Genomic DNA, 17,512 nt, shown 5'->3' on the forward strand with positions numbered 1-17,512 from the left:
ACCGGCGCCGCCAACTCGGATCCGCGCCACCCCGAACCATCTGCGCAACCCACGCCCAGCCCCCGGGAGGCAGCCAGTGACCACCCGTCCCGACGACATCACCCCACTCCGCGACGCACCCCGTACGGGGGTCTGGCTCATCGGCGCCCGCGGTTCCGTCGCCACCACCGCCGTGGCGGGCTGTGCCGCCGTCGCCGGGGGGCTGCAGCCGGCGACCGGAATGGTCACCGAGACCGCGGCGTTCGCGGACAGCGGCCTGCCCGCGCTCGCCGGCCTCGTCTTCGGCGGCCATGACACCGCCGCCACCCCGCTGCCCAAGCGGGCCGAGGCGCTGGCCGCCGACGGGGTGCTGCCGCATGGGCTGCCCGCCGCCGTACGCGGCGAACTCGCCGCCGCCGACGCGGCCGTCCGTCCGGGCGGGCCACAGCCCGGCGACGGCCGTGGCGAGGAGGAGCTGATCGCCGCCTTCGCGGCCGACCTCACCGAGTTCGTCCGTACGCACGAGCTCGCCCGCGCCGTCGTCGTCAACGTCGCCTCCACCGAAGCCGCCCCGGAGGACGCCGGGACGCTGCCGCCCAGCTCCCTCTACGCGGCCGCCGCACTGCGCGCCGGATGCCCGTACGTCAACTTCACGCCCTCCACCGGGCTCCACCACCCCCGCGTGCGCGAGCGGGCCGAGCGCTCCGGGCTGCCGTACGCGGGGCGCGACGGCAAGACCGGGCAGACGCTGCTGCGGTCCGTCCTCGCGCCGATGTTCGCCCAGCGGGCGCTGGCCGTACGGAGCTGGTCCGGTACGAACCTCCTCGGCGGCGGCGACGGCGCCGCCCTCGCCGACCCGGGCGCCGCGGCGGCCAAGAACGCGGGGAAGGCGCGGGTCCTCTCCGACACCCTCGGCGAACTCCCCGACGGCGAGCTGCACATCGACAACGTGCCCGCGCTCGGCGACTGGAAGACCGCCTGGGACCACGTCTCCTTCGAGGGCTTCCTCGGCTCGCGGATGGTCCTGCAGACCATCTGGCAGGGCTGCGACTCGGCCCTCGCCGCACCGCTCGTCCTCGATCTGGCCCGGCTGACCGCCCGCGCCCATGAGGTCGGCCTCACCGGGCCGCTCCCCGAACTCGGCTTCTACTTCAAGGACCCGGACGGCGGCCCGGCGGCCCTCGCCGACCAGTACGCGGCGCTCATCGGCTTCGCCGGGCGGCTGCGGGGCCGGTCGTGACGGGGGCCACGAGCACGTGGGGGAAGTGGGGGGACTGGGCCGAACTGCTCAGGATCTCGGCCCTGTTCACCGTGCCCGGTGACGCCCTGGCGGGCGCGGCCGCGGCCCGGCGCGGCCCCAACCGGGGCACGGCGCTCGCCGTCTGCGCCTCGCTGTGCCTGTACGAGGCGGGCATGGCGCTCAACGACTGGGCCGACCGGGACATCGACGCCGTGGAGCGCCCCGGCCGCCCGCTGCCTTCGGGCCGTATCGCCCCCGCCGCGGCGCTGACCGCCGCGACCGGGCTGACCGCCGCCGGGCTCCTGTGCGCCGCCGCCGCGGGCCGCCCGGCCCTCGCCACGGCGACGGCCCTGGCGGGCACGGTATGGGCGTACGACCTGGGGCTGAAGAACACGCCCGCGGGCCCGCCCGCCATGGCCGCCGCCCGCGCGCTGGACCTCCTCCTCGGCGCCACGGCCTCCGCCGGGCACATCCGCCCCGCCCTCCGCCCGGCCGCCCTCCTGGGCGCCCACACCCTCGCGGTGACCACGGTCTCCCGCCGCGAGGCGACCGGCGGCTCCTCGACGGCCCCCCTCGGCGCCCTCGCGGTGGGAGCGGCGATCGCCTGGTCCACCACCAGACGCCCGGCCCCCGCTTCGGGGCTCGGCCCTGAAGCGGGCCGCGCGGTGGCGGCCAAGGCCGCCGCGTCCGCCCCGGCTGCCGCCCCCGGGGCCGTGGCCCAGGTGCTCGCCCAGGTGCGGGGCAAGGGCGTAGCCGCGCGGCGCGGCGCCCCGGCGGCGCGACTCGTCGCGGCGGCTGCGGCCGCCACCGGAGACGCCGCCCCGCCGGGCGGCACGCGGGCCGGGGCCGCGGTGCCCCGGCACGGCGGGGCCGGCCCCTCGCGCGGCGCGGCGGTCAGCCGCTTCGCGGGTGTTGCCCTCGCGGGCGGGTACGTGGCCACGGTCGCCCGGCCGTTGGCGCATGCCGCGCTCAACCCGTCCCCGTACCTCCTCCAGCGTGCCGTCGGCAGCGGCATCCGCGCGATGATCCCGCTTCAGGCCGTGCTCGCCTCCCGCGCCGGGGCGCACCGTACGGCCGCGGGGCTGCTCGCGCTGATGCCCGTCGCCCGCCGGCTGTCGAGAAAGGTCAGCGCGACATGAGCCGCACCGGCGACCCCAGCCGCCCCACCCCGGAATCCCTCCGCTTCGCCTACGGCACCAACGGTCTGACCGACCTCCGCCTGAGCGACGCCCTCGCGCTCCTCGCCGACCTCGGCTACGACGGCGTCTCGCTGACCCTCGACCATATGCACCTCGACCCGCTCGCCCCGGACCTCGCCGCCCGTACCCGCCGCGTCGCCCGCGACCTCGAGCGGCTCGGTCTCGGTGTCGCGATCGAGACCGGTGCCCGGTATGTGCTCGACGCCCGGCGCAAGCATCACCCCACCCTGCTCGACCCGGACCCCGAGGCCCGTGGCGCCCGGGTCGATCTGCTGCTGCGGGCCGTGCGGGTGGCCGGGGACCTCGGGGCCCCGGCCGTGCACTGCTTCAGCGGGGTGCTGCCGCCCGGTGAGTCCGGGGAGACGGCGTGGCGGCGGCTGGCGGACGCCCTCGGGCCGGTGGTAGTGGCCGCCGGGGCGGTGGGCGTCTCCCTCGCGATCGAGCCGGAGCCGGGGCATCTCCTCGCCGACCTCGCCGGTTTTCACCGGCTGCGCACGGCGCTCGGCGATCCGGCCGCCCTCGGCCTCACCCTCGACATCGGCCACTGCCAGTGCCTGGAACCCGACCCGCCCGCCGAGTGCGTCCGCGCGGCGGCGCCCTGGGTGCGGCATGCGCAGATCGAGGACATGCGGCGCGGAGTGCATGAGCATCTGCCGTTCGGCGAGGGGGAGATCGACTTCCCGCCGGTGCTGGCGGCGCTGCGCGCGGCGGGGTACCGGGGTCTCGTCGGCGTCGAGCTGCCCCGTCACTCCCACGCCGGTCCCGAACTGGCCCGCGCCTCCCTGCGGTTCCTCAAGGACGCCGAACGGGCCGCGAGCGAGGGAGGCGTCCGATGCTGACCGTGACCGAGCTCCGCGCCGCCGTGGAGCGGCGCCTGGACGAGGCGGGACGCGCCTGGCTGGACGGCGCGCTGACGGACGCGGCGAAATCCGGGCCGCGCCCGGACGCTCCCGGCCCCGCCCGCTGGGAGCTGGACTTCGCCTCCGCGGGCCGCCACGTCCGTAACCCCCGGCCCGCCGCCGCCGACCTGACCCCCCACGACCTCCCCGACACCCCCCACGACCTCCCCGACGCCGCCCGCATCCTCATCCTCCACGCCGCGCGCGCGGACGCGCCGACCGTCGCGAGGCTGTACGCGCACGGCACGGGCGCCGAGCGCCGGGCCGTTCTGCGGGCGCTTCCGCATCTCGGGCTGTTCGCCGGGGCCGACGCCGTGCCGCTCGTCGAGGACGCCCTGCGGACCAATGACACCCGGCTCGTGGCCGCCGCCGTCGGGCCGTACGCCGCTCGGCATCTCTCGCCGCACAGCTGGCGGCAGGCCGTGCTCAAGTGCCTGTTCACGGGCGTGCCCCTCACCGCCGTCGCCGACTGGGAACGGCGGGCGCACGGGGACGGCGAGCTGGGCCGCATGCTCGGCGACTACGCCCAAGAGCGCACCGCCGCCGGGCGCCCCGTGCCCGGCGATCTCGACCGCGTACTGGCCATGACCCGCGCCCTGCCCGGCGCGCCCCGCGCCCTGACCCGCGAGGAGTCCTGATGCGCATCTTCGATCCCCACATCCATATGACCTCCCGCACCACCGACGACTACGAGGCCATGTACGCCGCGGGGGTGCGCGCCCTCGTCGAGCCGTCCTTCTGGCTCGGGCAGCCCCGCACCTCGCCCGCCAGCTTCTACGACTACTTCGACTCCCTCCTCGGCTGGGAGCCCTTCCGGGCCGCCCAGCACGGGATCGCCCACCACTGCACCCTCGCGCTCAACCCCAAGGAGGCCAACGACCCGCGCTGCACCCCGGTCCTGGACGAGCTGCCGCGCTATCTCGTCAAGGACGGCGTCGTGGCCGTGGGCGAGATCGGCTATGACTCGATGACCCCCGCCGAGGACACCGCCCTCGCCACCCAGCTGCAGCTCGCCGCCGACCACGGGCTGCCCGCCCTCGTCCACACCCCGCACCGCGACAAGCTGGCCGGACTGCGCCGCACCCTCGACGTCGTCGGGGAGTCCGCGCTGCCCCCGGACCGCGTCCTCGTCGACCACCTCAACGAGACCACCGTCAAGGAGGCCAAGGACAGCGGCTGCTGGCTGGGCTTCTCGGTCTACCCCGACACCAAGATGGACGAGGAGCGGATGGTCGCGATCCTGCGCGCGTACGGGCCCGAGAAGGTCCTGGTCAACTCGGCCGCCGACTGGGGGAGAAGCGACCCGCTCAAGACCCGCGCGGTCGGCGAGCTGATGCGCGCCGAGGGGTTCACCGAGGACGACGTCGACCTCGTGCTGTGGCGCAACCCGGTGGCGTTCTACGGGCTCAGCGGCCGCCTGGACCTGGACCTCGACATCGACGACACCACGGCCACCGCCACCCACGAGGGCAACTCCATCCTGCGCGGCGGCGCCCCGGCCGCCGCGCCGACGGAACGGTGAGGAGGACCCCATGCGCTTCCGCCACCCCGACGGCTCCACCGTCCACCTCGCCTACTGCACCAACGTCCACCCCGCCGAAGACCTCGACGGCGTCGTGGAGCAGCTCCGGCTGCACTGCGAACCGGTCCGCCGCCGCCTCGGCCGCGACCGGCTCGGCATCGGCCTGTGGCTGGCCCGCGACGCCGCCCGCACCCTGAGCGCCGACCCCGCCGAACTGCGCAGGCTGCGCACCGCGCTGGACACCCGCGGTCTGGAGGTGGTCACCCTCAACGGCTTCCCGTACGAGGGGTTCGGCGCCCAGGAGGTCAAGTACCGGGTCTACAAGCCCGACTGGACCGATCCGGAGCGGCTGGAGCACACCACCCATCTGGCCCGGCTGCTGGCCGCGCTGCTCCCGGACGACATCACCGACGGCTCCGTCTCCACCCTGCCGCTCGCCTGGCGCGCCCCCTTCGACGCCGACGCCGCCCGCGCCGCCCGCCGCCACCTCACCACCCTCGCCCAGCGGCTCGACGCCATCCAGGAGCTCACCGGCCGGTCCGTCCGCATCGGCCTGGAGCCCGAGCCGGGCTGCACCGTGGAGACCACCGCGCAGGCCATCGAGGCGCTCACCGCGCCCGGCGGCCCGCCCCTGGACCGCATCGGCGTCTGCCTGGACACCTGCCATCTGGCGACGCAGTTCGAGGATCCGCACACGGCCGTCGACGCGCTCACCGCCGCCGGGGTCCCGGTGGTCAAGGCGCAGCTGTCCGCCGCGCTGCACGCCGAGGACCCGGGGCGGCCCGCCGTACGGGAGGCCCTCGCGGCCTTCGCCGAGCCCCGCTTCCTCCACCAGACCCGCACCCGGGCCCCCGAGGGCGGCGTCACCGGCACCGACGACCTCGACCAGGCGCTCGCCGGCGGTCTCGCGGACACCGCGCCCTGGCGGTCCCACTTCCACGTCCCGCTGCACGCCCCGCCCGAGCCCCCGCTGACCTCCACCCTCCCGGTGCTCGCCGACGCCCTGGCCCGTCTCGTCGGCGGGCCCGCCCCGCTGACCCGCCACCTCGAAGTGGAGACCTACACCTGGCAGGCGCTCCCGCCCGAGCTGCGCCCCCGCACCCGCGACCGGCTCGCCGACGGCATCGCCGCCGAACTCGCCCTCGCCCGCGACCTGCTGACCGACCTCGGCCTCAAGGAGCTGCCATGAGCGACCCGAGCCACCGGAGCGACCCGAGCCACCGGAGCGACAGGGGCGACAGGGGCGACAGGGGCGACCGGACCGGCCCCACCCCCCTCCTCGTCCTCGACGTCGTCGGGCTCACCCCCCGGCTGCTGGACCACATGCCCCGCCTCAAGGCCCTCGCCCGCTCCGGCTCCCGCGCCGCGCTGGGCACCGTGCTGCCCGCCGTCACCTGCGCCGCCCAGTCGACGTTCCTCACCGGCACCACCCCCGCCGAGCACGGCATCGTCGGCAACGGCTGGTACTTCCGCGAGATGGGCGAGGTGCTGCTGTGGCGGCAGCACAACGGCCTGGTAGGCGGCGACAAGCTGTGGGACGCCGCCCGCCGGGCCCACCCGGGCTACACCGTGGCCAACATCTGCTGGTGGTACGCGATGGGCTCGGACACCGACATCACCGTCACCCCGCGCCCCGTCTACTACGCCGACGGCCGCAAGGAGCCGGACTGCTACACCCGGCCCCCCGCGCTGCACGACGAACTCACCGCGGAGCTCGGCACCTTCCCCCTCTTCCACTTCTGGGGGCCGGGCGCCGATCTGGTCTCCTCGCAGTGGATCATCGACGCCACCCGCCACATCCTGCGCACCAGCCCCACCGATCTGGTGCTCACCTACCTTCCGCACCTGGACTACGACCTCCAGCGGTACGGCCCCGACGACCCCCGCGCCCACTCCGCCGCCGCCGAGCTCGACACCGCCCTCGGCCCGCTGCTCGACGACGCCACCGCCCGCGGCCGCACCGTCGTGGCGCTGTCCGAGTACGGCATCACCCCGGTGTCCCGGCCGGTGGACATCAACCGGGCGCTGCGCCGGGCCGGACTGCTGGAGGTGCACACCCAGGACGGCATGGAGTACCTCGACCCCGGCGCCTCCCGCGCCTTCGCGGTCGCCGACCACCAGCTCGCCCATGTGTATGTGCGCCGCGCGGAGGACCTGGACGCCACCCGCGCCGCCCTGGCCGGACTGCCCGGTATCGCCGAACTCCTCGACGACGAGGGCAAGAAGGCCCACGGCCTGGACCATCCCCGCTCCGGGGAGCTGGTCGCGGTGGCCGCGCCGGACGCCTGGTTCACGTACTACTACTGGCTCGACGACGCCCGCGCCCCCGACTTCGCCCAGCTGGTGGAGATCCACCGCAAGCCCGGCTATGACCCGGCCGAGCTGTTCATGGACCCCAAGGACCCCTATGTGCGGGTGCGGGCCGCCACCGCGCTGGCCCGCAAGAAGACGGGGATGCGCTACCGCATGGCCGTCGTCCCGCTCGATCCGTCCCCGGTGCGCGGCAGCCACGGCCGCCTCCCGGACCGCGAGGAGGACGGCCCCGTCCTCCTCTGCTCCCAGCCCGGCGTGGTGAGCGGACAGGTGGCCGCCACCGACGTCAAGAACCTGCTCCTCCGCCTCGCCGGTCTGACGAACGCAACCGAAGGAGACACCCTGTGAAGAGGGCCCAGGACAACCCCGAACTCGCCGAGACCCTCCGCCGCCGCAGATTCCTCGGCGTCGCCGCGGGTGCCACGGCCGCCGGACTGCTCGGCACCGGCACCGCCGCGGCCGCCCAGACGGGCGGCAACACCGCCGCGTCGGCCCAGAACGGCCGGGGCGGCCCGCTGGTGCCCCGCGGCCACCTCGGCATCCAGCTCTACACCCTCCGCGACCAGGTGCAGTCCATCGGCTTCGCCGGTGTCTTCGAGGAACTGGCCCGGTACGGCTACGACCAGGTGGAGTTCGCCGGCTACACCCAGGGCACCGGCGACATCACCCTCAAGCAGCTCAAGCGGCTGATGCGGGACAACGGGCTGCGCGGTATCGGCAGCCACGTCGGCTACTACTCCGACGACCCGAAGGCGTACACCTTCGCCACCAACCTCACCCAGGTGCTCGACGACGCCGAGGCGCTCGGCCTGCCGCATGTGGGCACCGCCTCCGGGCCCTGGCGCTACGGCTCCACGGTCGACGGCTGGAAGCGCTGCGCGGAGGAGTTCAACACCTACGGCGCGGCGGCCAAGGCGCGCGGGATGAAGTTCTACCAGCACAACCACGCCGAGGAGTTCTCCTTCGCCACCGACCGGCCGGACGTCCGCCTCTACGATGTGCTGCTCGCCGAGACCGATCCCGAGCTGGTCCATCTGGAGATGGACATCTACTGGGCGTATGTGGCCCAGTACCGGTTCGGCAAGAAGGCCGACGGCTCCCCGGCGCCCTTCGAGCCGCTGACCTACGTCCTGCGGGCCCCGCACCGCTATCCGCTCTTCCACGTCAAGGACGGGGAGCACGACGAAACCGTCCCCGACGGCTACCGGATGGTGGACGTCGGGGACGGTGACATCGACTACCGCCGCTTCCTGAGCGCGGTCGGCAAGACCCATGGCGGGCGGCGTGACCACCACTGGATGGTGGAGCACGACCAGCCCGCCGATTCGCTCACCACCGCCCGCCGCTCCGCCCGCTATCTGCGGTCGTTGCGTTGCGGCGGACGGGGCTGAGCGAGGGTCCCCCGCGGAGCTAGACGACCTCGCGGCTGATCGGCTGCGGGTTCGGGGCGATGCCCCGGATCCGCGGCCGGCCGGGCTGCCGCAGCAGCAGGGCCACCGCGGCCGCCAGCATGGAGATGCCGCCGGCGAGCGCGTACGCGCCGTCGTAGCCCCAGGAGTCGACCACCATCGAGCCGAGGCCGCCGCCGAACAGCCCGCTGACCAGCTTTCCGCTGTACACCAGGCCGTAGTTGGTGGCGTTGTAGTTCTCCCCGAAGTAGTCCGGGGTCAGCGCCGCGAACATCGGGTAGAAGGCGCCGCCGCCGAACCCGGAGAGGAAGGCGAAGAAGAGGAACAGCACCTCGTTGTGGATGTTACCGGCCCAGATCACCCCGAACTGGGCGAGGCCCAGCACCACGATGACGAACACCAGCGTCGTCTTCCGCCCCCACAGGTCCGAGAGCCAGCCGACCACCCCGCGTCCGACACCGTTGACGACGGACATGATGCCCATGGACGAGGCCGCCACCAGCGGGCCGAAGCCCACCTCCTTGGCGTAGTCGACCTGGAAGGAGATCCCGAAGATGGACACTCCCGCGGTGAGCACCAGGGACACCCACATCAGCGGCAGCATCCCGGACTTGATGGCCTCCTTGGGCGTGTACTGCCGCACCGCCGGCGGGTTCTTCGCCAGGCTCGCCGCGCTCTTGGCGTTGCCGGCGTAGCTCAGCGGGTCGATGTCGGCGGGCCACCAGTTCTTCGGCGGGTCCTTGAAGAACCAGGCGCAGATCGCCACGGCGATCAGCACATAGACCCCGATGAGGTCCAGGACCTCGTCGAAGTTCCCGGTGTCGAACCAGTAGTTGAAGATGAAGATGAACGGCAGCGCGCCGTAGGCGAACCCTCCGTTGACGAACCCCGTCTTCGCCCCGCGCCGCTCCGGGAACCACTTGCCCACCATGTTGATGCAGGTGGCGTAGACGAACCCGGAGCCGAGACCCCCGACGACACCGAAGCCGACGATCGCCGCGAAGACGTTGTCGAGGTGGGAGAGGGCCAGGAACCCGATCAGACAGAGCCCCGACCCCAGGTACATCGCCTTGCGGGCGGTCAGGATCCCCTTCTCCCGCAGCCATCCGGCCGGGAAGGCGATGCCCGCCTGGAAGAACACCCAGACGCTGAGGATCCAGAAGGTGTTGCTCTGGGTCCAGCCGTGCGCCTCCGAGAGCGTGTCCTCCGCCGAGCCGTACGCGTACTCGGACACGCTGATGGCCATCATCGCGATCCACGGCAGATAGACCATCAGCTTCCGGCTGTGGCCCAGGATGTCGCGGTCGGTCTCGCCGATGCGATACGTACGTCCCTTGCTGTCCTGCACTTCACGGAAGGGGAGGACCCCTTCCGGCTGTTCTGCTGTGCTCATGTCGTCCCCTTGGCTTCGAAGGAACCCGGCCAGCGCCCCCTGTCCAAACTCTTCGTGCTCCGGGAAACGGGGGTGGCTTAAGTGAGCAACCCCGCCGACCTGGCCCACCGGTACTTGGCACCCAGGACGGCCACCGGCTTCTCGGTGGTGTACGGATAGGCCACGACCCCGCGCTCGAAGAGGTACGCGCACGCCTCCTCGACCTCGGTGTCGCCCGCGAGCGAGGCCACCACCGGTTTGGCGATGCCCCGGGCGCGGAACTCCTCGACGACCCGCGCGGTCAGCTCGGCGAACACCATCGGCGGGGTGACGATGGTGTGCCAGTAGCCCAGGACCAGGGCGTGGATCCGCGGATCCTCCAGGCCCAGCCGGATGGTCGCCTCGTAGGTGGACGGCGGTTCGCCGCCGGTGATGTCCACCGGGTTCCCGGCCGCGCCGAACGGCGGGATGAAGCGGCGGAAGGCGGCGTCCAGGTCGTCCGGGATCTCCATCAGGGACAGCCCGTTGTCGACGATCGCGTCCGACAGCAGCACGCCCGAGCCCCCGGCGCCGGTGATGATGACGACGTTGTCACCCTGGGGTGCTGGCAGCACGGGCAGCGCCCGCGCGTACTCCAGCATCTCGTTGAGGCCCGGCGCCCGGATCACCCCGGCCTGCCGCAGGATGTCGTCGTAGACCGCGTCGTCCCCGGCCAGCGCGCCGGTGTGGGACCCGGCCGCCTTGGCACCCGCGGCCGTACGGCCCGCCTTGAGGACCACCACCGGCTTCCTGGGGACGGTGGCCCGCGCCGCCTCCACGAAGGCCCGGCCGTCCTTGAGGTCCTCCAGGTGCATCGCGATGCACTGGGTGCGGTCGTCCTCACCGAACCAGGTGAGCAGGTCGTCCTCGTCCAGGTCCGACTTGTTGCCGAGGCCGACGATGGCCGAGACCCCGGTCTTGGTCGTCCGGGCGAAGCCGAGGATGGCCATCCCGATGCCACCGGACTGCGAGGTGAGCGCCACCGGCCCCTTGACGTCGTACGGGGTGCAGAAGGTGGCGCACAGGTCCTGCCAGGTGGAGTAGTAGCCGTAGATGTTGGGCCCCAGCAGCCGCACCCCGTGCTCCTCGGCGATGGCCACGATCCGGTCCTGGAGCTCGTGCTCACCGGTCTCGGCGAAGCCGGACGGGATCAGCACCGCGTTCGGGATGCCCTTGCGGCCGACCTCCTCCAGCGCGGCGGGCACGAACTTCGCGGGGATCGCGAAGACCGCCACATCCACCTCGCCGGGGACGTCCGTGACGGTCTTGTACGCCTTGCGGCCCAGGATGTCGTCGGCCTTGGGGTTCACCGGGTGGATCTCGCCGGGGAAGCCGCCGTCGATGAGGTTGCGCATCACCGAATTGCCGATCTTCCCCTGCTCGTTGGAGGCGCCCACCACCGCCACCGAGCGCGGCTGCATCAGCCGGCGCATCGAGCCCAGGATCTCCTCGCGCGAGTAGCGGCGGCGCGTCCGCGGGGCCGGATCCCCGATCAGCAGCCGCACATCGGCGGCGAGCACCCCGCTCGCGGTGGCGAACACCGGGTTGAGATCGACCTCGGTGATCTCGGGGAAGTCCGCCACCAGCCGGGAGACCCGCACGATCAGATCGGCGAGCGCCGCGCGGTCCACCGCCTCGCCACCGCGCACCCCGCGCAGCACCTCGGCGGCGCGGATCCCGTCCAGCATCGACAGCGCCTCGTCCTCGGTGGCCGGGGCCAGCCGGAAGGTGATGTCCTTCAACACCTCCACCAGCACCCCGCCGAGCCCGAACGCCACCACCTTCCCGAAGGTGGGGTCGGTGACGGCGCCGACGATGACCTCCTGCCCGCCGTCCGGGACCATCTGCTGCACCTGGACGCCCTGGATCCGGGCCTTCGCGTCATAGCCACGGGCGTTGTCGACGATCGTGGTGAACGCGCTCCGCACCTCGGCGCAGGACGCCAGCCCCACCCGGACCCCGCCCGCGTCGGTCTTGTGCAGGATGTCCGGGGACACGATCTTGAGGACGACGGGGAAGCCGATCCGGTCGGCGAGCGCCACCGCCTCGTCCGCGGTCTCCGCGAGCCCCTCGGCCGGGGTCGGGATACCGTACGCGTCGGTGATCCGTTTCCCCTCGGGGGCGGTCAGCGCCGTGCGCCCCTCGGCGCGGGCGGCGTCCAGCACCGCCCGCACGGCATCGTTGTCATACGTCACCGTCAGATCACTCCGTTCGTCTTGAGCAGCCGCACTTCCTCGTCGCCGAGCCCCAGCTCCCCGACGTACACCTCTTCGTTGTGCTCACCCAGCAGCGGGGAGCGCTCGACCCGGACCGGGGAGTCGGAGAGCTTCAGCGGGGAGCCGACCGTGGTGAAGGCGCCGCGCTCGGGGTGGTCGACCTCGACGATCATCTCGTTGGCCGCGAGCGACGCGTCCTCGACGATCTCCTTGGTGGAAAGGATCGGCCCGCACGGGATGTTGTGCGCCGTGAGCTGCTCCAGCACCTCCCACTTCGGCAGCGTGCTGGACCACTCCTCGATCAGCTGGAACATCTTCGCCAGCTTCGGCAGCCGCGCCTCGGGGGCGGCCCACTCCGGGTCCTCGGCCAGCTCGGGGCGGCCGATCAGCCGGGTGATCGGCTCCCAGCCGACCGGCTGCACGATGACGTAGACGTAGTCGTTGGGGCCGCCGGGCGCGCACTTGACCGCCCAGCCGGGCTGGCCGCCGCCGCTGGCGTTGCCACTGCGCGGCACCTCGTCGGCCTCAGACGTGTTTTCCGCGTTTGGGTACTCCGCCAGCGGACCGTGCGTCAGCCGCTGCTGGTCGCGCAGCTTCACCCGGCACAGATTGAGCACCGCGTGCTGCATCGCCACATTGACCCGCTGGCCGCGTCCGGTGTGGGTGCGCTGGTAGAGCGCGGCGAGGATGCCCGCCACACAGTGCACCCCGGTGCCGGAGTCGCCGATCTGGGCGCCGGTGGCCAGCGGCGGACCGTCCTCGAAGCCGGTCGTGGACATCGAGCCGCCCATGGCCTGCGCGACCACCTCGTACGCCTTGAACTTGGTGTACGGGCCGTCGCCGAACCCCTTGATCGAGGCGTAGACCAGCCGGGGGTTGATCTCCTGGATGCGCTCCCAGGAGAACCCCATGCGGTCCACCGCGCCCGGACCGAAGTTCTCCACCAGGACGTCGCTGCGGCTGATCAGCTCGGTCAGCAGCTCCTTGCCGCGCTCGGTCTTGGTGTTCAGCGTGATGCTCCGCTTGTTGCAGTTGAGCATCGTGAAGTAGAGCGAGTCCACGTCCGGGAGGTCGCGCAGCTGCTTGCGGGTGATGTCGCCGGTGACGTTCTCCAGCTTGATCACATCCGCGCCGAGCCAGGCGAGCAGCTGAGTGGCGGAGGGACCGGACTGCACATGCGTCATGTCGAGGACGCGAATGCCCGACAGAGCCTGATTGGCCTCGAGAGCCTGGGACATGGTGGCGCCTCCCTACTTGTACATGGTCTGGTTCATGGTTCCGGGGGCATACGCGTCCGGGTCCACCCAGACGTTGATCAGCGACGGCTTGCCGGACTCCCGGGCGCGGCGCAGCGCCGGGCCGATGTCCGCCGGGTCACGGACCTCCTCGCCGTGGCCGCCGAGCATCCGCGCGAACTGGTCGTAGGGCACATCGCCGAGAGTGTTGCCGACCCGCTCGCGCTCCTCGCCGTACTTGGCCTTCTGGCCGTAACGGATCTGGTTCATCGAGGAGTTGTTGCCGACGATGCCGACGAACGGCAGGTCGAAGCGGACCAGCGTCTCGAAGTCCCAGCCGGTCAGGGAGAACGCGCCGTCGCCGAAGAGCGCCACCACCTCCTTGTCGGGGCGGGCCTGCTTGGCGGCCATCACGAACGGCACCCCGACGCCGAGCGTCCCCAGCGGACCCGGGTCCATCCAGTGGCCCGGCGACTTGGGCTGGACCACCTGGCCGGAGAAGGTGACGATGTCGCCGCCGTCGCCGATGTAGATCGAGTCCTCGGTGAGGAAGTCGTTGATCTCGCTGACCAGGCGGTAGGGGTGGATGGGGGAGGTGTCGGAGCGGAGGTTGGGCAGCCGCTTCTCGATCGCCACCTGCTCGGCGGCGCGCAGCTCGTCCAGCCACTCCTTGCGCTTGCCCGCGCCCCCGTTGATGCGGCCGGAGGCGGCCTGGGTGACGGCGGCGAGGACCAGCCCGGCGTCGCCCACGATGCCGAGGTCGATGTCCCGGTTCTTGCCGACCGTGCGGTAGTCGAGGTCGATCTGGACCACGGTGGCGTCGGGGGAGAGCCGCTTGCCGTAGCCCATCCGGAAGTCGAAGGGCGTGCCGACGATGACGATGAGGTCGGCGCCTGCGAAGGCGTAGCGGCGGGAGAGCTGGAAGTGGTGCGGATCGCCGGGTGGCAGGGTGCCGCGCCCCGCGCCGTTCATGTACGCGGGCACATTGAGGGTGCGCACCAGCTCGGTGGCCGCGCCGGTGGCCCGGGTGGTCCACACCTGGCTGCCCAGCAGGATCGCCGGCTTCTCGGCCTGGACCAGCAGATCGGCCAGCTTCTGGACGGACTCGGGGTCGCCTGCGTTGCGGGTGGAGGCGCGGTACTGCCCGGCCCGCGGGACACGCGCCTTGTCCACCGGCACCTTGGCGTCCAGTACGTCGCGCGGGATCTCCAGGAAGGAGGGGCCGGGGGCGCCGTGGAAGCACTCGCGGAAGGCCATGGAGACCATGTCGGCGGCGCGGGCGGTGTCCGGGACGGTGGCGGCGAACTTGGTGATCGGCGCCATCATGTCCACATGTGGAAGGTCTTGCAGGGAGCCCATCTTGTGCTGGTTGTGGGCGCCCTGGCCGCCGATGAGCAGCATGGGTGACTCGGCGCGGAAGGCGTTGGCGACGCCGGTGACCGCGTCGGTGGTGCCGGGGCCGGCGGTGACGACGGCGCAGCCGGGCTTGCCGGTGATCCGGGCGTAGCCGTCGGCGGCGTGGGCGGCGACCTGTTCGTGGCGCACGTCGATGACATCGATGCCCTCGTCGACGCAGCCGTCGTAGATGTCGATGATGTGGCCGCCGCAGAGGGTGTAGATGACGTCGACACCTTCTGCCTTGAGTGCTTTGGCGACCAAGTGCCCGCCGGAGATGAGGTCCTGGCTGTCGTCGGGCATGGCGAATCGCGTCCCTTCGTAGGGGTTGGTGCGGCCTCGCGGATGTCGTGCGTGGATTGCATACAGTCGACGTTATCCTGTATGAACTTTGTTATCCCACCATCGGCCGAGCGATGTCCAGGGGGCGTGCGCCACTCGTTCGAACCAGCGCTGGATCAGGCGCTGTTGACGGGCCAACAGGGAGTCGGCAATGGACCTGTACGAACATCAGGCACGGGAACTCCTCCATGACAGCGGTGTCTTGGTGCCCCGGGCGGAGGTCGTGGACACGGCCGAAGCCGCCCGCGCGGCCGCCGAACGGCTCGGCGGACGCGTCGTCATCAAGGCCCAGGTGAAGACCGGAGGCCGGGGCAAGGCGGGCGGGGTGAAGCTCGCCGACGACCCGGCCGCTGCCGAACTGACCGCACGCCGGATCCTCGGCATGGACATCAAGGGCCACACCGTCCACCGGGTGATGGTCGCCGAACCCGTCGAGGTGGCGCGGGAGATGTACCTCGGCTTCGCCCTGGACCGGGCCGCGGGCCGCTTCCTCGCCATCGCCTCCGCCGAGGGCGGTGTGGAGATCGAGGAGGTCGCGGCGCGCCGCCCCGAGGCGGTGGCCCGGATCGCCGTCGACCCGGCCGAGGGGGTGACCGAGGCCAAGGCCGCCGAGATCGCCGTCGCCGGGGGACTGCCGGGCGAGACGACCGAGACCATCCGCCGGCTGTGGACCGTCCTGACCGCGCACGACGCCCTCCTCGTCGAGGTCAACCCGCTGGTGGTGATCCACGACGGCGCGATCGTGGCCCTGGACGGAAAGGTCACCCTGGACGACAACGCCCGCTTCCGGCAGCCGTCATGGGACGCCGCCGAGGACCGCGCCCGGGACCCGCTGGAGGCCCGGGCCGCGGCCGCCGGGCTCGGCTATGTGAAGCTGGACGGCCAGGTGGGCGTCATCGGCAACGGCGCCGGCCTGGTGATGTCCACGCTGGACGTCGTCGCGGGCTGCGGCGCCCGCCCCGCCGACTTCCTCGACATCGGCGGCGGCGCCTCGGCCCAGGTGATGGCCGACGGTCTCTCCCTCGTCCTCGACGACCCGGATGTGCGCTCCGTCCTGGTCAACGTCTTCGGCGGCATCACCGCCTGTGACGCGGTGGCCGACGGCATCGTGCGCGCCCTGGACACCGTGACCCTCACCAAACCGCTCGTGGTCCGGCTCGACGGCAACAACGCCGCACGTGGTCGGGCCATCCTTGGCAAATTGGCTCATCCACTCGTCTACCAGGCCGACACCATGGACGGCGCCGCCGCGCGCGCCGCCGAACTCGCCGCGTCCGCTACCACCGCCGGGTCTGACACGTCCGCCGGGTCTGACACGTCCGCCGCGTCCGACACGACCGCCGCATAAGGGGGCTCCTCGCATGGCCATCTTCCTCACCAAGGACAGCAAGGTCATCGTCCAGGGCATGACCGGCGCGGAAGGCATGAAGCACACCCGGCGGATGCTCGCCGCGGGCGCCGATGTCGTCGGCGGCGTCAATCCGCGCAAGGCCGGGACCCGGGTCGACATCGACGCCCGTACGGTCCCCGTCTTCGGCTCCGTACGCGAGGCCATGGACACCACCGGCGCCGATGTGAGCGTCGTCTTCGTCCCGCCGCCCCACGCCAAGGCGGCCGTCACCGAGGCCGCCGACGCCCGGATCCCGCTCGCCGTCGTCATCACCGAGGGCATCCCGGTCCATGACGCGGTCGCCTTCCAGGCGTACGCCCGGGCCCGCGCCACCAGGGTCATCGGCCCGAATTGCCCCGGGCTGATCTCCCCGGGGCAGTCCAACGCCGGGATCATCCCCGCCGACATCACCAAGCCGGGCCGGATCGGGCTGGTGTCCAAGTCCGGCACCCTCACCTACCAACTCATGTACGAGCTGCGCGACATCGGCTTCTCGACCTGCGTGGGCATCGGCGGCGACCCGGTCATCGGCACCACCCACATCGACGCCCTCGCCGCCTTCGAGGACGACCCCGACACCGACCTGATCGTGATGATCGGGGAGATCGGCGGCGACGCGGAGGAGCGTGCCGCGCGGTACATCGCCGACCGCGTCACCAAACCGGTCGTCGGCTACATCGCGGGCTTCACCGCCCCCGAGGGCAGGACGATGGGCCACGCGGGCGCCATCGTCTCCGGCTCCTCGGGCACCGCGGCGGCCAAGAAGGCGGCGCTGGAGGCTGCGGGCGTGAGCGTGGGAGCGACCCCCACCGAGACCGCCGGGCTGGTATTGGCCCGTCTGGCCGAAACACCCGGCAACCTCGCGTGATGTAAGCCATACCCGGTCCGCGACCGGGGCACGGTCACGCTCCGTGCCACTACCTTCCTCCCCGTACGCACACCCATGCCGTACGGGCGTCGTA

Annotated in this window: 13 protein-coding genes and 1 pseudogene; 10 read left to right on the top strand and 4 right to left on the bottom strand. The window is 72.5% G+C overall.

Translation table 11 applies throughout. From position 1 onward, the window contains the following. Positions 1 to 76 precede the first annotated feature (76 nt). Genes JK364_RS28990 through JK364_RS29025 form a run of 8 tightly spaced genes read left to right on the top strand, consistent with a single transcriptional unit; the run spans position 77 to position 8,543 of the window. Positions 77 to 1,219 (top strand): inositol-3-phosphate synthase, encoded by a 1,143-nt coding sequence (locus tag JK364_RS28990; protein ID WP_201854285.1) that lies wholly within the window; start codon positions 77 to 79, stop codon positions 1,217 to 1,219. Continuing rightward, positions 1,216 to 2,358, top strand: a complete 1,143-nt coding sequence (locus tag JK364_RS28995) for an SCO3242 family prenyltransferase (RefSeq protein WP_201854286.1) — start codon at positions 1,216 to 1,218, stop codon at positions 2,356 to 2,358. Before JK364_RS28990 ends, JK364_RS28995 begins: the two co-directional genes overlap by 4 nt. Further along, the gene (locus JK364_RS29000) at positions 2,355 to 3,257 is read left to right on the top strand and encodes a sugar phosphate isomerase/epimerase family protein (RefSeq protein ID WP_201854287.1); all 903 of its coding nucleotides are present in this window, start codon (positions 2,355 to 2,357) and stop codon (positions 3,255 to 3,257) included. The genes JK364_RS28995 and JK364_RS29000 overlap by 4 nt, the downstream gene beginning before the upstream one ends. Continuing rightward, positions 3,251 to 3,955, top strand: a complete 705-nt coding sequence (locus tag JK364_RS29005) for an EboA domain-containing protein (RefSeq protein WP_201854288.1) — start codon at positions 3,251 to 3,253, stop codon at positions 3,953 to 3,955. Before JK364_RS29000 ends, JK364_RS29005 begins: the two co-directional genes overlap by 7 nt. Then, complete coding sequence (locus tag JK364_RS29010) at positions 3,955 to 4,839, top strand: TatD family hydrolase (RefSeq protein WP_201854289.1); 885 nt, start codon at positions 3,955 to 3,957, stop codon at positions 4,837 to 4,839. Before JK364_RS29005 ends, JK364_RS29010 begins: the two co-directional genes overlap by 1 nt. Before the next feature lie 10 nt (positions 4,840 to 4,849). Next, entirely contained in the window at positions 4,850 to 6,028 is a 1,179-nt protein-coding gene (eboE, locus tag JK364_RS29015) for a metabolite traffic protein EboE (protein ID WP_201854290.1), read from the top strand. Next, positions 6,025 to 7,500 (top strand): alkaline phosphatase family protein, encoded by a 1,476-nt coding sequence (locus tag JK364_RS29020; protein WP_201854291.1) that lies wholly within the window; start codon positions 6,025 to 6,027, stop codon positions 7,498 to 7,500. The genes eboE and JK364_RS29020 overlap by 4 nt, the downstream gene beginning before the upstream one ends. Then, positions 7,497 to 8,543 (top strand): sugar phosphate isomerase/epimerase family protein, encoded by a 1,047-nt coding sequence (locus JK364_RS29025; protein ID WP_201854292.1) that lies wholly within the window; start codon positions 7,497 to 7,499, stop codon positions 8,541 to 8,543. The genes JK364_RS29020 and JK364_RS29025 overlap by 4 nt, the downstream gene beginning before the upstream one ends. Positions 8,544 to 8,562: 19 nt before the next feature. On the opposite strand, the gene JK364_RS29030 is transcribed toward JK364_RS29025, so the two are convergent. The 4 genes from JK364_RS29030 to JK364_RS29045 form a co-directional block, all read right to left on the bottom strand. Further along, the gene (locus JK364_RS29030; RefSeq protein ID WP_201854293.1) at positions 8,563 to 9,954 is read right to left on the bottom strand and encodes an OFA family MFS transporter; all 1,392 of its coding nucleotides are present in this window, start codon (positions 9,952 to 9,954) and stop codon (positions 8,563 to 8,565) included. Positions 9,955 to 10,031: 77 nt separating this feature from the next. Then, complete coding sequence (locus JK364_RS29035) at positions 10,032 to 12,167, bottom strand: acetate--CoA ligase family protein (RefSeq protein WP_201854294.1); 2,136 nt, start codon at positions 12,165 to 12,167, stop codon at positions 10,032 to 10,034. A gap of 2 nt (positions 12,168 to 12,169) precedes the next feature. Continuing rightward, positions 12,170 to 13,426, bottom strand: a complete 1,257-nt coding sequence (gene frc, locus JK364_RS29040; protein ID WP_201854295.1) for a formyl-CoA transferase — start codon at positions 13,424 to 13,426, stop codon at positions 12,170 to 12,172. A 12-nt stretch (positions 13,427 to 13,438) separates the two neighbouring features. Continuing rightward, on the bottom strand, positions 13,439 to 15,121 hold the full coding sequence (locus tag JK364_RS29045; protein ID WP_201854296.1) for a thiamine pyrophosphate-binding protein: 1,683 nt from the start codon (positions 15,119 to 15,121) through the stop codon (positions 13,439 to 13,441). 184 nt (positions 15,122 to 15,305) lie between these two features. Between JK364_RS29045 and sucC the strand changes: the two are divergent. After that, positions 15,306 to 16,508, top strand: a pseudogene (gene sucC, locus JK364_RS29050) (ADP-forming succinate--CoA ligase subunit beta); the annotation flags it as partial. A 13-nt stretch (positions 16,509 to 16,521) separates the two neighbouring features. Further along, positions 16,522 to 17,418 (top strand): succinate--CoA ligase subunit alpha, encoded by an 897-nt coding sequence (sucD, locus tag JK364_RS29055; protein ID WP_201854297.1) that lies wholly within the window; start codon positions 16,522 to 16,524, stop codon positions 17,416 to 17,418. Positions 17,419 to 17,512: the final 94 nt, after the last annotated feature.

It is taken from the genome of Streptomyces endocoffeicus (genome assembly GCF_016741935.1).
GTDB classification, from domain to species: Bacteria; Actinomycetota; Actinomycetes; order Streptomycetales; family Streptomycetaceae; genus Streptomyces; species Streptomyces endocoffeicus.

Excerpts from the sequence above, each read along its gene's own strand:
- JK364_RS29000 (WP_201854287.1), top strand. The coding sequence starts at position 2,355 with ATGAGCCGCACCGGCGACCCCAGCCGCCCCACCCCGGAATCCCTCCGC.
- JK364_RS29005 (WP_201854288.1), top strand. The coding sequence starts at position 3,251 with ATGCTGACCGTGACCGAGCTCCGCGCCGCCGTGGAGCGGCGCCTGGAC.
- JK364_RS29010 (WP_201854289.1), top strand. The coding sequence starts at position 3,955 with ATGCGCATCTTCGATCCCCACATCCATATGACCTCCCGCACCACCGAC.
- eboE (WP_201854290.1), top strand. The coding sequence starts at position 4,850 with ATGCGCTTCCGCCACCCCGACGGCTCCACCGTCCACCTCGCCTACTGC.
- JK364_RS29020 (WP_201854291.1), top strand. The coding sequence starts at position 6,025 with ATGAGCGACCCGAGCCACCGGAGCGACCCGAGCCACCGGAGCGACAGG.
- JK364_RS29030 (WP_201854293.1), bottom strand. The coding sequence starts at position 9,954 with ATGAGCACAGCAGAACAGCCGGAAGGGGTCCTCCCCTTCCGTGAAGTG.
- frc (WP_201854295.1), bottom strand. The coding sequence starts at position 13,426 with ATGTCCCAGGCTCTCGAGGCCAATCAGGCTCTGTCGGGCATTCGCGTC.
- JK364_RS29045 (WP_201854296.1), bottom strand. The coding sequence starts at position 15,121 with ATGCCCGACGACAGCCAGGACCTCATCTCCGGCGGGCACTTGGTCGCC.
- sucD (WP_201854297.1), top strand. The coding sequence starts at position 16,522 with ATGGCCATCTTCCTCACCAAGGACAGCAAGGTCATCGTCCAGGGCATG.